14 protein-coding genes are annotated in these 14614 nt (G+C 34.3%); 8 read left to right on the forward strand and 6 right to left on the reverse strand.

The window, feature by feature from the left end:
* Nucleotides 1-81: 81 nt before the first annotated feature.
* On the forward strand, nt 82-1122 hold the full coding sequence (gene thiL, locus H7U22_RS06965) for a thiamine-phosphate kinase (RefSeq protein WP_187070632.1): 1041 nt from the start codon (nt 82-84) through the stop codon (nt 1120-1122).
* 289 nt (nt 1123-1411) lie between these two features.
* Here thiL and rmuC read toward each other — a convergent pair whose 3' ends face one another.
* Nucleotides 1412-2782 carry a DNA recombination protein RmuC gene (rmuC, locus tag H7U22_RS06970; protein WP_187070633.1) on the reverse strand — a complete coding sequence of 457 codons (1371 nt, stop codon included), beginning with the start codon at nt 2780-2782 and terminating at the stop codon, nt 1412-1414.
* A gap of 138 nt (nt 2783-2920) precedes the next feature.
* Between rmuC and purU the strand changes: the two genes are divergently transcribed.
* The 4 genes from purU to H7U22_RS06990 all read left to right on the forward strand — a co-directional run bounded on the left by purU (nt 2921) and on the right by H7U22_RS06990 (nt 6259).
* On the forward strand, nt 2921-3760 hold the full coding sequence (gene purU, locus H7U22_RS06975) for a formyltetrahydrofolate deformylase (RefSeq protein ID WP_187070634.1): 840 nt from the start codon (nt 2921-2923) through the stop codon (nt 3758-3760).
* Nucleotides 3761-3916: 156 nt separating this feature from the next.
* Nucleotides 3917-4927: a DNA-binding protein gene (locus H7U22_RS06980; protein ID WP_187070635.1), complete on the forward strand. Its 1011-nt coding sequence runs from the start codon at nt 3917-3919 to the stop codon at nt 4925-4927.
* Nucleotides 4927-5358, forward strand: coding sequence for a type II toxin-antitoxin system death-on-curing family toxin (locus H7U22_RS06985; RefSeq protein ID WP_187070636.1), 432 nt, complete (start codon nt 4927-4929; stop codon nt 5356-5358). Before H7U22_RS06980 ends, H7U22_RS06985 begins: the two co-directional genes overlap by 1 nt.
* 70 nt (nt 5359-5428) lie before the next feature.
* On the forward strand, nt 5429-6259 hold the full coding sequence (locus tag H7U22_RS06990) for a hypothetical protein (protein ID WP_187070637.1): 831 nt from the start codon (nt 5429-5431) through the stop codon (nt 6257-6259).
* Here H7U22_RS06990 and H7U22_RS06995 read toward each other — a convergent pair.
* Nucleotides 6254-7390, reverse strand: a complete 1137-nt coding sequence (locus H7U22_RS06995; RefSeq protein ID WP_187070638.1) for an NAD(P)/FAD-dependent oxidoreductase — start codon at nt 7388-7390, stop codon at nt 6254-6256. The genes H7U22_RS06990 and H7U22_RS06995 overlap by 6 nt on opposite strands.
* 84 nt (nt 7391-7474) lie before the next feature.
* Here H7U22_RS06995 and H7U22_RS07000 point away from each other — a divergent pair, with 84 nt between their 5' ends.
* The 3 genes from H7U22_RS07000 (at nt 7475) to H7U22_RS07010 (ending at nt 11132) form a co-directional block, all read left to right on the forward strand.
* Complete coding sequence (locus H7U22_RS07000) at nt 7475-8170, forward strand: zinc metallopeptidase (protein WP_187070639.1); 696 nt, start codon at nt 7475-7477, stop codon at nt 8168-8170.
* A gap of 176 nt (nt 8171-8346) precedes the next feature.
* Complete coding sequence (locus tag H7U22_RS07005) at nt 8347-8640, forward strand: hypothetical protein (RefSeq protein WP_187070640.1); 294 nt, start codon at nt 8347-8349, stop codon at nt 8638-8640.
* Between the two features lie 5 nt (nt 8641-8645).
* Entirely contained in the window at nt 8646-11132 is a 2487-nt protein-coding gene (locus H7U22_RS07010) for an Hsp70 family protein (RefSeq protein WP_187070641.1), read from the forward strand.
* A 6-nt stretch (nt 11133-11138) separates the two neighbouring features.
* Here H7U22_RS07010 and H7U22_RS07015 read toward each other — a convergent pair whose 3' ends face one another.
* The 4 genes from H7U22_RS07015 to dusB form a co-directional block, all read right to left on the reverse strand.
* The gene (locus tag H7U22_RS07015; protein ID WP_187070642.1) at nt 11139-12056 is read right to left on the reverse strand and encodes a hypothetical protein; all 918 of its coding nucleotides are present in this window, start codon (nt 12054-12056) and stop codon (nt 11139-11141) included.
* Between the two features lie 47 nt (nt 12057-12103).
* A complete protein-coding gene (locus H7U22_RS07020) occupies nt 12104-13030 on the reverse strand; it encodes a hypothetical protein (RefSeq protein WP_187070643.1) in 927 nt (308 codons plus the stop codon).
* Nucleotides 13031-13152: 122 nt separating this feature from the next.
* On the reverse strand, nt 13153-13539 hold the full coding sequence (gene apaG, locus H7U22_RS07025; protein WP_187070644.1) for a Co2+/Mg2+ efflux protein ApaG: 387 nt from the start codon (nt 13537-13539) through the stop codon (nt 13153-13155).
* 37 nt (nt 13540-13576) lie between these two features.
* A complete protein-coding gene (gene dusB / locus H7U22_RS07030) occupies nt 13577-14584 on the reverse strand; it encodes a tRNA dihydrouridine synthase DusB (protein ID WP_187070645.1) in 1008 nt (335 codons plus the stop codon).
* Between the last annotated feature and the right edge of the window lie 30 nt (nt 14585-14614).

Raw genomic sequence — 14614 nt, forward strand, 5'->3', positions numbered from 1 at the left:
CCACTACGGTTGAAATGACGTCGTGAAAAATTTTAAATAGAATAATAATTAAATTTAAAGGCCCATTAGGGTTTAAGATATATGTTTGAAAATAAAGAGCGTACAGATATTAATGAGTTAGGTGAATTTGGTTTGATCAAACACCTAACCACAAATTTTAAAATCAAAAATGATTATTCAGTAAAAGGAGTTGGAGATGATGCTGCCGTTTTAGATAGCAAAGGAAAACAAACTTTAGTTTCTACAGATTTATTGTTGGAAGGAATCCATTTTGATTTAGCCTATGTGCCCTTGATGCATTTAGGTTACAAAGCAGTACAAGTTAATTTAAGTGATATTTATGCCATGAATGGCAAAGCAAGCCAGATTACAGTTTCGCTAGGCTTATCTAGTAAATTCCCTTTAGAAGCTGTTGAAGAACTTTATAAGGGTATTGAACTAGCCTGCAACAAATACAATATAGATTTAATTGGTGGCGATACTTCATCTAGTAAACAAGGTTTGGTCATCAGTATTACCAGTATTGGTTATGCGGATGCTGATAAAGTTGTCTATAGAAATGGTGCGCAAGAAAATGATTTGCTTTGTGTTTCTGGCGATTTGGGTGGCGCATATTTAGGGTTACAAATTCTAGAAAGAGAGAAACAAATTTATCTTGAAAACCCACAGATTCAGCCAGATTTGGAAGGAAAGGATTACATCATCGAAAGACAATTGAAGCCAGAAGCACGTATGGATGTTGTGGCGCTTTTGGAAGATATGAATATTAAACCAACCTCTATGATTGATGTTTCTGATGGTTTAGCTTCCGAAATTTTGCATTTGGCAGAACAATCAAATGTAGGAATTACGATTTACGAAGAGAAAATTCCATTAGATCCGATGACTTATGAAACCGCTCGTGAGCTTGGTTTAGACCCTACCGTTTGCGCTTTAAGTGGTGGCGAAGATTATGAACTGTTATTTACGATTAGTCAAGAAGATTATAAAAAGCTGAAACATGATGTAGACATTACAGTTATTGGGCACGTTACGGATAAAAATTCGGGTTGCAAAATGATTTCAAAATCAGAGAAAGTCCATGAATTGAAAGCGCAGGGCTGGAATGCTTTTAATAAGTAAGAATAATAATTTTTAGCACGATCGTCATTGCGAGGCACGAAGCAATCTTAAAGCTTTTGAATTTCAATAGCGAGCGGAGTAAGATTGCTTCGACGGGCTGAAAAAGCTCTCTCGCAATGACGATTTTGTGAATCGTTATCCCTATTCTATCGGTTGGTGTCTCACCAACCGAAACATAATAAACTGTCATTCTGAGTTTGCGAAGAATCTGCAAGCGATGAAATGCAGAACCAAGATACTTCATCTAGGTTAGAGATTTCTTCGTGCCTCGCAGTGACTATTTTTTAATCTACTCTTCATCCAAATACTTCAAATCAATCTGTTTTGTTGTTTTTGCGCCCAATTTCTTAATCTTCTCCGAAGTATTTGTTAAATTACCATAACCAACTGATAACTTATTAATAGCCTTATCGTAAGCATCCTGCCCATTTTTTATGTGCTTGCCGATATTTTCCATGTCGGCCACGAAACCAACAAACTTATCGTACATGGCACCGCTTAATCGGGCAATTTCCATTACATTTCTATTTTGCCTCTCCTGTTTCCACATGCTGGCAATGGTGCGTAGTGTAGCCAACAACGTCGATGGACTTACAATAACCACTCGCCTATCCCATGCGAAATTGAAAAGCTCAGCATCTTTTTGAACAGCAATACTGAAAGACGATTCTATTGGAACAAACAACAAAACAAAATCTGGGGAATTGATTTTATATAAATCTTGATAATTTTTTGAGGAAAGCTCTTGAATGTGATTCTTAATCGACGCCAGATGCGCTTTTACATAGCCTTCACGCTCTTCTTCTGTTTCGGCAGACACAGATCGTTCATAAGCGACCAAACTCACCTTAGCGTCAACAACAAGATGTTTATCATCTGGCAAATCAATTACCACATCGGGTTGATACCGACCGCCTTCGGCGGATGTATGCGAGGCTTGAATGCGATACTCCTGATCCCGAACCAAACCCGATCGCTCCAAAACTTTTTCCAAAATAACCTCTCCCCAATTTCCCTGCTTTTTATTGTCGCCTTTTAGTGCTCTCGTTAAGTTATTGGCATCTTCTTGAATCAGTTTGCTTTGGATCTGCAACTCAGAAATAACACCCTTTAAAATATTTCGTTCATCCGATTCGGCTTTATAAACCTTCTCTACTTTCTCTTCAAAAGCCTTGATATTTTCTTTTAACGGATTCAAAATCAGATCTAAATTTGTTCTATTCTGCTCCACAAATCTGCTCGATTTCTCTTCTAAAATTTTATTGGCAATCAGCTCGAAATCTTTATTCAATTTTTCCTGAGATTGCTCATAACTTATCTTTTGCTCTGCGAGTTTTTCCTTTTCGGCGATGTAAAAAGAACGCGTACTTTCCAATTCTCGATTTGCATCCGCTAGGCGATCACGCTCGGCTTGTAACTCTTCTATTAAGCGTTGTTGTTCTTGCTTTAGTAAAACCGTAATGTGTTCTTTTTCTAGCGATAACCCATTTGCCCGTTCATCTGCTTTTGCCAGATTAATTTTTAATGTTTCGTTTTCGGCTTTTGTTTTCTCGAAATCTTCAATAGATAATAAATTAATTGATGATTGCGGTTTTTTGATAAATAAGAGCACTAAAAAAATTAAAACAACAACCAAAAGAACAATAGAGGCAATTTCCATAATGATAAAAATTTTAGTAAAAATCGAGATTATAAATAGATTTAGCAAATTTTATTGGTAAGAAAACTAATAAAATAAATCTATAAATTTGTGACTGATTATTATTTAATGTTTATAATTGACTTTTAAATAATACAAATGAACGAATTAACAATCCTCATATCCTGTCCAGATCAAGTTGGTTTGGTTACCAATATTACCCGAGTTTTGGCCTCGCATCAGTTAAATATTATCGCCATGCGAGAGTTTGTTGATGAAGCAAATAAAGCATTTTTTACACGGATTGCCTGTATCGGAACATTTGAGGAAACAGATAAGCTAAAACAAAAACTTCTGGAGAATTTACCTAACGACGCCGAAGTAAATTTGATTACCCAAAAAGAAAAACAAATTGCAGTTTTGGTTACAAAGGAATACCATTGCCTAGCCGAAATTTTGATTAAAAATCAATTTAAAACCTTGGGGGCAAATGTTCAATGTGTAATTGGTAATTATGAGGAGCTTAGAGATTTTACCGAAAAAATGGGAATTCCATATTTTCATGTTTCACATTTAGAAAAGGATAAGGCACAGTTTGAAGCTGAAGTAAAAAATATAATTGATCAGTTTGAGATTGATTATCTTGTTTTGGCCAAGTTTATGAGAATTCTATCTGCCGATTTTGTGAAAAGCTATTCGGGGAAAATTATAAACATTCACCACTCCTTTTTACCAGCATTTATTGGCGCAAACCCTTATAAACAAGCTTTTGAAAGAGGCGTAAAAATTATCGGCGCTACTGCACATTTTGTTACCGATAATTTGGATGAAGGACCAATTATTACACAGCACACTACCCATGTAGATCATAATTTTGGAGTGAAGGAAATGGTTAGAGCGGGTAAGGAAGTTGAAAAAGCTGTTTTATTAGAAGCTTTGGAATTACTTTTCGAAGATAGAATTTTTGTGAGTGGAAATAAAACCATTATTTTTAAATAAATAATTAAAATTATATTTGAAAATATTATTAAAAAGAATGTTAATATGTTTTTTAATAATTTTAACACCACCTAAAACACAGTAAATCAATAAGTTGTGATATGTTTACCTTATTTACGAGGTAAACATTTAAAGTTTTCCACATTATTTTGAAATATGAAAGATTTAACAGTATCGGCTATAGACAGACAAAATATTCTAAATAACCAGAATGCAATTGAGAATATTCAAAATTATTTGGGGATAATAGGAATGATGTTTGACGGAGAATATAGATTTACTAGACAACAAGTAGCTGAGTTTTATGGTATAGATAATTCAACGATTGACAGATATCTTTCTCAAAATGAGAATGAGTTAAAACACAATGGTTATACAAATTTGAAGGGAAAAGTACTTAAAGAATTTAAAGAGCAATTTAAATGGATGTTACAAGAGGGAGCAAAAGCACCTCAGCTAGCTGTATTTAACTTTCGTGCGTTTCTTAATTTAGGAATGTTATTAACTGAAAGTGAAAAAGCTAGAGCATTAAGAAGTACTATATTAGATATTGTAATAGATACTTTAAATAAGAAGCTTGGAGGATCAACCAAATATATAAATCAAAGAGATGAGGAGTTTTTGGTGGCAATTGCAAGAGAACCAGCATATAGAAAAGAATTTACTACATCTCTTAGTAACTATTTAGAGATGGGTAATTATAAGTATGCTGTTTACACAGACGCTATTTATAAGGTTATTTTTAAAGAAGATGCAAAGGAATATAGACAAATCTTGCAATTAGAAGAAAAGGAAAATCCTAGGGATACTATGTATTCTGAAATATTGAAACTAATAGCGTCATTCGAAATAGGGATAGCAGATGAAATGAAAAGAATGTTTGAAAAACTCAACAGAAAATTGATGCCGACTGAACTTGACGAATTAATTCTAGAATTTTCTCAGAAAAGATTTTGGATTCCACAAATTGAAGATGCTAGAAATAAAATGGCAAGTAGGGATTATGGTTTAAGAAATATTACCCATAAAAGATTAATTCCATACATATCTTCTCTCGGAATAAATGATTATGAACGATTTTTGGATGATAAGAGTAAAGATTTATTAAATAGAATAATTGACAATCCTGAATTATTAGATGTTTTTAAAAGATTAAAGGATAGATAATGTCATTTTCATATTTTGATACACATCACGCAATTTTAGTCCATGATGAAATTATAAATAATTCTGGTGGAATGCTAGGAATTTTAAATCAAGGACTTTTAGAAAGTGTTTTAGAGCACATAAAAAATGATTTTTATTATCCAAATATGGAAGATAAAATTACACATCTCTTTTTCTCTATTAATAAAAACCATAGTTTTCATGATGGAAACAAAAGAGCATCCATAGCGTTATCCGCATACTTTCTTATAATAAACGATTGTAGTTTAAAAGTTCAAAGATTTATAAGGGAAATGGAAAATGTAGCAGTTGATGTCGCAGATAACAGAATAGGTAGGGATTTATTGTATGAAATTATTACCTCTATAATTTACGAAAATGATTTTAGTGAAGAAATAAAACTTAAAGTCATTTATTCTAAAGGATTATAGTTTATAACATCTACTTATTTTAGTTGAATAAAACCATTATCTTTAAATAACACTCAATTCTTCCCTGATTATGAAATGGCTTCTTGCTTTGCTGTTGCTTTGTTTTTTCGGAGCAAAAGCCCAAACAGATTTTAAATTCGATAAAAGATTATTGGATTGCGAAGATAAATGGGTTATAATTCCTACAAATCAGGATAGCATCTTTGTTTATGGCTTCGTGTATTTGGATAATTTTGCAGGATTGACATTTAAATCAAACGGAATTTTCTCCATTAAAAACAACACTTATCAGCCAAGAAGGGCTAAAGAATTTAAATACAGAATTTTACCTACAAAAGATTTAGCTGCATTGGTTCCACAAGCAAGATTTGGCGAGTTGAATATTATAGGAAACCCTGAATGGCTATCTTTTTTTAAAAATAAAAATCAATCTACAGATCGTCTTTTTAGATTGGCATCTACTTATAATTTATGGGGAGAATTTGAAAAGGCTTTAGAATTTTTACAGAAAGTAAGCTTCAGAGATGATCAATATCCAGGGCTTTATATTGAAAGAACGAATGCAGAAAATCAACTGCTAATGAAGAAATTAGGCAAGTCTACAAGACCAATTTCTTTTGTTTCTGATAGATATTGTGATTATTATAAACAGACTGTATTCGATAAAACAAATGCAGGGCGATTAAAGGAAGCAGAAGAAACCTATTACGAAGCACTTCCAGGCTGTCCAAATGAAGCCTACAAAGCCGAAATGGCTTACTACATTTTATTTCAATATTATAAAATTAAGAACAACGAGAAATTTAAAAACTGGGAGATGGAATTAAATCGTTGGATTTTGACGAGTAATGATTTGTCTATTAAGGCAGATAAGATGAAAATAGAGATGAATAAACTATAAGCTCTTTAAAACCATTTCTGCCACATCTTCTCCAGTTTGCGAGCCGATGGCAATCCCCATTCCATTGCATCTGGTCGCACAGAAAACATTAGACTTAACTTCTTGAATTAAAGGCTCCAGATCTTTGCCAAAAGCCATAATCCCACTCCACCGTTGCTCTATTTCAAACGCTACGTTAGGTAAAATTACCTGTTTTAAAAGGTTTTCTAATGCCTGTTGAACAACTTCGGTCTGTCCGAATTCTGTGGTGGTTTCTGTATCAAAATCAATATTTCTACCTCCACCAAGCAAAATGCGATCGTTTATATTTCTGAAATAATAATAGCCTTTATCATAGTGAAAAGTTCCTTTCACTTTTAGGTTCTTAATGGGAGCGGTAATTAAAACTTGACCTCGGCCAGGGGTAATATCCAAATCTGGCAAAAGTGAATTTACAAATGCGTTTGTGGCAACAATAAGTTTTTTAGAATGAAAATTTCCTTTCTTAGTGATCAACTCCGCCCCATTTCCCTTTTCCTCTATGCGGTCTACCTCACAATTATTGAACACAATAATTCCCAGTTGCTGAGCGTATTGTAACAATGCAAACATCATTTTTCCAGTATCAATTTGTGCTTCGTATTGATTTACAATTAGATTTTCGACCTCATTAAAACCAAATGATTCTATTTTTTGGTTGCACAAACTAAAAGCATCAGCGCCAACAATATTCCGAATAAGCTGATTAAAATGTTCAATTTTGGATACACACTGTTCAGCAAGTGGTTGCTCCTCTTTTTTAAATAATTCGTAGCCACCTAAGCATTGATAATCAACGGTCTTATCGCCGAGTAAATTGCGCAACTTGAGTAATCCTTTCCACCGCCTTTCAATAAGTTTAGCTAAGCCATTTGTACCCGTTATTTTTTCTTGCTCTATTAACTCAGAAACACTTCCAAAGCATGCAAAACCTGCATTTTTTGTGCTTGCACCTGTTGGGAGAAACCCACGCTCTAAAACAGCAATGCTTAAGCTTGGAACGGAATTTTTTAAATGAATTGCGGCATTTAAACCCACTATACCACTGCCAATAATAATTACATCGTAGTTAAAAAAGGATGTTTTCTCCCAGTAAGAAAGTGCATTTGCCATACCATAAAAGTAGTATATTTTTCAAATCAAATAATATGGGAACGCTTTTTGATATATCGGTAAACGAAAAACATACACAAGAAAATGGGAGTTTATTTAATTATAATCGTCCCGGTATTAGTGCTGAGCATGTTTGTACAGTGGCGTTTCAGAAACAAATTTTCTAAATACGCAGAAATGCAACTTAGCTCCGGACTATCGGGCAAGGAGGTAGCTGAAAGAATGCTACATGATAACGGAATCTACGACGTGAAAGTAATGAGTACGGAAGGACAACTCACAGATCATTACAATCCATCAGATAGAACCGTAAATTTAAGTACAGATGTTTATTATAGCCGAAGCGTAGCAGCGGCCGCGGTAGCCGCACATGAATGTGGCCACGCGGTACAACACGCTAAATCTTACACTTGGCTTAACTTAAGGAGCACAATGGTTCCAGTAGTAAGCATCTCCTCAAATTTATTGCAGTGGGTATTATTACTCGGTGTAATGTTGCTGGTTTTTTCTGTAACACCAATCGTTTTAGCAATCGGCGTAGTTGGTTTAGCACTGGTAACGGTGTTTAGTATAATTACACTTCCTGTTGAGTTTGATGCTAGTAATAGAGCATTAGCATGGTTAAAAAACAATAGTGGCGTAATGCAAACCCAAGAAGAAAATGCACAAGCAAAAGATGCCCTTTGGTGGGCCGCAATGACGTACGTTGTTGCCGCTGTTGGAGCTTTGGCAAACTTACTTTATTATGCATCGATGCTTTTTGGAAGAGACAGGGACTAATATACATCTACCTATAAAAAATACAGCGGTTAGGATAAGTTCCTAGCCGCTTTTGTGTTTTAAGCTATTTTTGGCTATTGAGACTTAAATCTCAACAAATTTTTAAATTTATCTTTCAAATTATAAGTAACAAACTATATTAGTCAAACCAAGTTAATGCAACTCAAAATGCTTACATGAAAGATATTATTACCCAGATTTTCGAAATTGAAAACAAAATAAAGCCTGAAGACTTTGCCACGTTTAAACGTAATTTTCAAAGAATTTATCACGAGCTAGAGCAAGAAGGATTTATTGTGGTTAACCCAAAAGATCAGCCTTATGATGAACGAGACGCATCAATTGAGGCCAATATTTTAAATGAAAACGGAAGTAATTTAAAAATCACTAAAGTTTTAAAACCAACCATCTACAAAAACGAAGGTGGAAATCGAATCTTGATTCAGAAAGCAGTTGTAATTGTAGAATAATAGGGATGGAAAATATAAATTTTGGGATAGATTTAGGCACAACGAATTCGGGTATTGGAAAATTTCAAGCCGGAAAAGTTAATATTTACAAAAATCCTGTTGGTTTTAGAGATACTTTACCTTCCGTTATTGCTTACAGAAATGCTCGCATTCTCGTTGGAGATAAAGCTCGAGAATTAACTGCTGTTCAACCAGAAAATGTTTTTTCTAGTTTTAAACGGAAAATGGGAAGTGAGCATACTTTTCATGTCCCGGCTACCCAAGAAAATAAAACAGCAATTGATTTTTCTGCATTGATTTTAAAAGAGTTAATCAACTTTGTTGGCGATGAAAAACCAACTTCGGCAGTAATAACCATTCCTGCTTCCTTTGATACCATTCAATCTAACGCGACCAAAAGCGCTGGTTACAGCGCTGGTTTGCAAGAAGTTTTGCTCTTGCAAGAGCCTATTGCCGCTTGTTTGGCTTATGCCAATACACAGAATATTTCTATTGATGAATCTAAAAACTGGCTTGTTTACGATTTTGGTGGAGGAACTTTCGATGTAGCTTTGGTAAGTATAAATAATCGTGAATTAAAGGTTATCGATCATGAAGGAAATAACTTTTTAGGCGGTTTAGATATCGATAATTTAATCTTGGAACATCTATTTTGTCCGATTTTAGAAAAGGAACTGGGTACAGAAAATTTGTGGAAACAAATGGTAAGTGCCGAAAAAAGTGCCTACAGCAAACTGTTTTTCGAATTGCTTTACAGAGCTGAAGAAGCAAAAAAAGAACTTTCAATTAAGGAAAGTGTATTTGTAGAACTCGAATTGGATCTTGCATCAAAGTTTATCGAATTTGAAATCACAAGGCAACAGTTTAACGAACTTATTCATCCAAAAGTGGATGAAACCGTAAAGTTAACAAAGCGCTTATTGGAAAAGAATAGCATTTCTAATAAACAGGTAGAGCGTATTATTTTGGTGGGCGGAACAACCTATATTCCATACGTTAAGGAATATTTGCATCAAGAATTCGAATCTACTGTAGATTCTAGTATAGATCCAACAACAGCAATTATTGTGGGCGCAAGTTATTATGCGGGGACGAAAAATAAGCAAAATTTAAGCACAGAAAAAGCCGAGATTAAAGAAGATTTACCCACTAAACTTCAAGATGTTAAATTGGTTTACGAAGTAAATTCTCAAGATAACGATGAGCTTTTAACCGGATTTGTTCCGAATGAATTTTCTGGTTATTATAGGGTTACAAGAACAGATGGAGGTTTTGATACTGGCTTAATTTCTTTCCACTCAAAATTTAATGAGTTTTTAAAACTTGTACCCAAAACCAGTAATTTTTTCAATGTAAAAATATTTGATAAGCATCAGATTTTGGTGTTCGAAAAAGAAAATTTAAGTATCAATCATGGCATTTATAACATATCTGGCCAGCCTTTGCCGAACGATATTTGCTTAGAAGTTGATGATACTTTAGGCACAACCTACTTGGAACGGGTATTTAGGAAAAATGATATTCTGCCACTTTCTAGAAAGCTTTATAAAACAATCTCCAAAACAATTCTAAAAGATTCTGGAGAGAAATTGATCATCAACATAGTTGAAGGTAAGGCCGAAACCTCGCCTGCGAGCAATTTGTGCATCGGTTATCTGGAAATAAACTCTGAAGATTTGTCTGCAAATCTGCTTAAAGGAACCGATATTGAAATAGACTTTGATATCAGCGAATCGAGAGATTTAACGGTAAATATTTACATTGGCGCCATTAATTTGGAAATTAGCCAGGTTTTTAATGCGTCGGCAAAACAGGTTTCTATTGCCAAGGTTAGGCTCGAATTAGAAAAATCGCTAACGAATATCGATCATGAAATTGAAGAATTTAGTAACAACAATCAGGAAGAAATCGCCGATCGTTTAAATGATGTTCGGATTGAGATTATTGAGCTTTTAAAGGCACTAATTGATATTGAGGATGACTTAGTAACGGATAAAATTTATAATATAGACGAACGTAAGCGCAAGGCTTTTCAGGTTTATGATGATTTGGTGAGAAGGAAAAACGTTATTGCCGAAATTGAAGAGTATCAAGCTTACAAAATGGAGATCAAGGAAGAACTTCTTTTAAAGCCAAACCCTAAAATCGAGCATGTTTTTAATAACATCATTAAAAATGAAGCACAATTTTTAAACTCAAATCAAACCTCGCTTATCAAATCAAAAACAAAGGAACTGCAAAAAATTTCTCAAGAAATATATTTCCAAAATGACGAGTCTTACGTGAGTTTATTCTACCAATATTCTTATAAAGATCTTGATGAATATTCAAATGAATCTATAGCCAAAAAGCATATTTCAAATGGCGAAAGAGCCATTAAAGATGCAAAGTATACCGAGCTAAAGGCAATTATCTCGGCACTTTATCATTTATTAAAAGTTAAACCGAAAGATTATTTTGAAGATAAAAATGGAACGCTTGGGCTGAAATAGCCTAGGCTATTTATCTCTATAAAAGAGGTGATAAATGAGCCCAACTAGTATTACAGAAATGACTAAGGAAACCCCAACAATGCTCTTACTAGCTAGGCCCAAAATAATAATGCCAAAAGCTAAAACAAGAGAAAATTTTAAGGTTTTGCCTGTTACAAGGGCCTCAGTTTTATGATTAGGCGGAAACATCCATAAGTAAGCTAGTTTTTGGTTGTGCGCCAAAATTCTCTTTAAGTCTGCATCATATGGATTATAATAGCACATCGCAAAAAGTATTTTACCGAGAACATTTTTATTCTGTAAACTTGTGTGTTGATTTTGGCTGATTATGTTATTAATCCGCAGAATATCATCGTCAAAACAAAAGGCATTTACTATGCTTAGTAAAAGGTAATAATTGGAATTGAAAGCGTAAACATTTTCCTTAGAAAAGGAGATATACTGATTTTTTTCTACAGCAGAAATAATAGACAAATTTCTTTGCCTCAAAATCTGGGTAATCTTTTCAATGTTTAAGTCGCTAATAAGAAAACCATACCTTGCAAAGGCTATTTTTAAACTGTTCCAATCGCTGGTGCGAATCCTTTGGGTTAAATAGTTATAAATGTTCTCCTCAAATATCTGGCTAAATTGAATCACTGTCTCATCCGAAACTGAATTTCGATCAAAATTGCCAACGAATAAATTTTCATCTCGATTACGTAGTATTCTCGAAATATTTTGATCTTTCAAAAACGCGATAAACTTTCCTTTGTAAGTTCTTAAAAAGGCAACTAAGATTTCAACATCGTTGAGTTGAATCTTCGAATTCAATTTCACTTCTGATTTTAGGATCTTTTCAATTCTGAGAATGTCATTTTCATGATCAAGTTTTAAACCTTTAAGCTGTTTTAGTGCAAATTCTAATAGACTAATCTGGATCATAAACGTTATTTAGAATTGGCAATTATTTTGGTACATGATATTTATTGCTACTTCTTATTATTCAGTGCATTAATCAGTCTGGCAATTAAACCTACCACCAAAATTATGGGCGTAATTGATCCGGTAGCGCCACTTGCAATCGCAATAATGATAACGACCACAACAATGGCGATAATGATAACCGTCATAGTTGTAGAGCTTGTAGAGTCACTATTTGATATCGGTTCGTTAGGATAAACCCATTGAAGCGCAATTTGCTGGTTGTTTTCAAGCGTTTCCTTTAAGCTATCGGTATAGGCGTTGAAATAGCTCGCGGCGTAAAGAATTTTACCGAGAAAGATTTTGTTCTGAACCGTGTTTTTCTGCTTTTCGCAAATGATATTATTTATGGCCAAAATATCATCATCAAAAAAATGCTGGTCTACAGTGCTCAGCATCGAATAATATTGAATATCAGCTGAATAAGGATTTAACTGAACATATCCAACATACTGATTATTGTATATCGCAGAAATTATAGACTGATTTTTAAGCTTTAAATTTTGATAAACCTCATCCCTAGTTGCATCGCCAACAAGAAAAGAATAATTGATAAAAATGCTCCTCAAGCTGTTCCATTTATTGTTTCTAATACATTGTTTTAAATATTCTGAAATATTGCCCGAAAAAGCCTGTTCGAACTCTTGAAGTGTTTCTGTTGGAATATTCTCATGATCGAAGCGGGCAAAATTTATAGTAGCCTGCTTCCCTGTTACAATAATATTGATGTTCTTATTCTTTAAAATCGGAATGAATTTGCTTCGATAAGTCCTAAGGAAAGAAATCAGGTTTTCGATGTCGTTTACCTTAACTTCAGGATTTAGTTTAGCTTCAGCTTTTAAAATTTTTTCTACTTTAATGATGTCATCATCAAGATCAAAATTTAAGTTTGGGAACTGTTTTTGGGCTAAGTCTAAAAGATTAAGCGGAATCATTTTAAAAAGTAAGAGGCGTTAAAAATCTGTTGGTTCGTTATACAAATGTATAATAAAACAATAAAATCAGGGCGCAAAAAACCCTAAGCGTTAAAGAATTAGTGATTGAACGGAAAGGATTATTAATTTAATTTGTAAGGTGCTATAAGCAAAAACTGCGGAATGTCTACCTCAAATTCAGAATCATCGGTAAGGCGTTTCATTAAATATTTGCCTTCCATGCTTCCAATATCAGTTTTAAGGTTACAACCAGAAACATAAACGTGTGTTTCGCCGGGATTAATAATCGGTTGAACTCCAACTACGCCCTCACCTTCTACTTCCCTACGACTGCTGTTAGAATCAAATATAAACCATTGCCTGCGCATTAACTGGACAGCATAATCAGAAAGATTAGAAATTTCTACGCGATAGGCGAACATAAAATGTTCATTGGCCGGATTAGAATATTCCGGTTGGTAAATAGTTTCTACAGAAACTTTAACTCCATCTGTAATTGCTGTAACCATGATGATTTAAACGAATGTACAAAAATGCTTTCAAAAATCAAGCCATTACATCTGTCGGATCGTAGTTGGCAAATTTCACTGCCACTTCGTCTAAAATATTATAAATATTATTTATGTCTCCTTCAGAAACCAAACGCATGCGGTAGGGCTTAAAATCTGGTAAGCCTTTAAAATAATTTGCATAATGCCTGCGCATTTCAAAAACCCCAGTTTTCGGCCCTTTCCACTCTATAGATTTTTCTAAATGTGTTCTACAAACAGAAATGCGCTCTTCAATTGTTGGTCCAGCCAAATGTTCCCCGGTTTTAAAAAAATGCTTTATTTCCCTAAAAATCCATGGATAACCAATTGCGGCTCTACCGATCATGATTCCGTCAACTTCGTACTCCATTCGCCAGTTTGCAGCCTTTTCCGGGCTATCTACATCACCATTGCCAAAAATTGGAATTTTGATTCGCGGATTACGCTTAATTTCTCTAATTAGACTCCAATCTGCAGAACCTTTGTAAAGTTGCGCCCGAGTTCGGCCATGAATCGTTAACGCTTGGATGCCAACATCTTGAAGTCTTTCGGCAACCTCACAAACGTTTTTTGTATTATCATCCCAACCTAAACGCGTTTTTACGGTAACAGGTAAATGAGAAGCCTTCACAACAGCATCAGTCATTTTTACCATTTTATCAATGTCCTGCAATAAGCTAGAACCAGCACCTTTGCAAACCACGTTTTTAACCGGACAGCCATAGTTTATATCAACTAAATCTGGCCCAGCTTGTGAGGCAATTTCTGAAGCCTCACGCATGTGGTCGATATCACCACCAAAAATCTGAATTCCAATAGGTCTTTCGTATTCGAAAATATCAAGTTTTTTAAGGCTTTTTGCCGCATCACGGATTAAGCCTTCAGATGAAATAAATTCAGTGTACATCAAATCAGCACCGTTTTGCTTACACACATAACGGAATGGCGGATCGCTAACATCCTCCATCGGAGCCAACAATAACGGGAACTCCCCCAAATCTATATTTCCTATCTTTACAGACATTTTCTATCTTCAACGATTAATAAAACATAC

The organism is Pedobacter fastidiosus (assembly GCF_014306625.1).
Lineage (GTDB): Bacteria > Bacteroidota > Bacteroidia > Sphingobacteriales > Sphingobacteriaceae > Pedobacter > Pedobacter fastidiosus.

What these genes read in the sequence shown, in the direction of transcription:
- thiL (WP_187070632.1), top strand. Translation starts at nt 82, where the DNA reads ATGTTTGAAAATAAAGAGCGTACAGATATTAATGAGTTAGGTGAATTT.
- H7U22_RS06990 (WP_187070637.1), top strand. Translation starts at nt 5,429, where the DNA reads ATGAAATGGCTTCTTGCTTTGCTGTTGCTTTGTTTTTTCGGAGCAAAA.
- apaG (WP_187070644.1), bottom strand. Translation starts at nt 13,539, where the DNA reads ATGGTTACAGCAATTACAGATGGAGTTAAAGTTTCTGTAGAAACTATT.
- rmuC (WP_187070633.1), bottom strand. Translation starts at nt 2,782, where the DNA reads ATGGAAATTGCCTCTATTGTTCTTTTGGTTGTTGTTTTAATTTTTTTA.
- H7U22_RS07000 (WP_187070639.1), top strand. Translation starts at nt 7,475, where the DNA reads ATGGGAGTTTATTTAATTATAATCGTCCCGGTATTAGTGCTGAGCATG.
- H7U22_RS07015 (WP_187070642.1), bottom strand. Translation starts at nt 12,056, where the DNA reads ATGATCCAGATTAGTCTATTAGAATTTGCACTAAAACAGCTTAAAGGT.
- H7U22_RS07010 (WP_187070641.1), top strand. Translation starts at nt 8,646, where the DNA reads ATGGAAAATATAAATTTTGGGATAGATTTAGGCACAACGAATTCGGGT.
- purU (WP_187070634.1), top strand. Translation starts at nt 2,921, where the DNA reads ATGAACGAATTAACAATCCTCATATCCTGTCCAGATCAAGTTGGTTTG.
- H7U22_RS06985 (WP_187070636.1), top strand. Translation starts at nt 4,927, where the DNA reads ATGTCATTTTCATATTTTGATACACATCACGCAATTTTAGTCCATGAT.
- H7U22_RS07020 (WP_187070643.1), bottom strand. Translation starts at nt 13,030, where the DNA reads ATGATTCCGCTTAATCTTTTAGACTTAGCCCAAAAACAGTTCCCAAAC.
- H7U22_RS06980 (WP_187070635.1), top strand. Translation starts at nt 3,917, where the DNA reads ATGAAAGATTTAACAGTATCGGCTATAGACAGACAAAATATTCTAAAT.
- H7U22_RS07005 (WP_187070640.1), top strand. Translation starts at nt 8,347, where the DNA reads ATGAAAGATATTATTACCCAGATTTTCGAAATTGAAAACAAAATAAAG.
- H7U22_RS06995 (WP_187070638.1), bottom strand. Translation starts at nt 7,390, where the DNA reads ATGGCAAATGCACTTTCTTACTGGGAGAAAACATCCTTTTTTAACTAC.
- dusB (WP_187070645.1), bottom strand. Translation starts at nt 14,584, where the DNA reads ATGTCTGTAAAGATAGGAAATATAGATTTGGGGGAGTTCCCGTTATTG.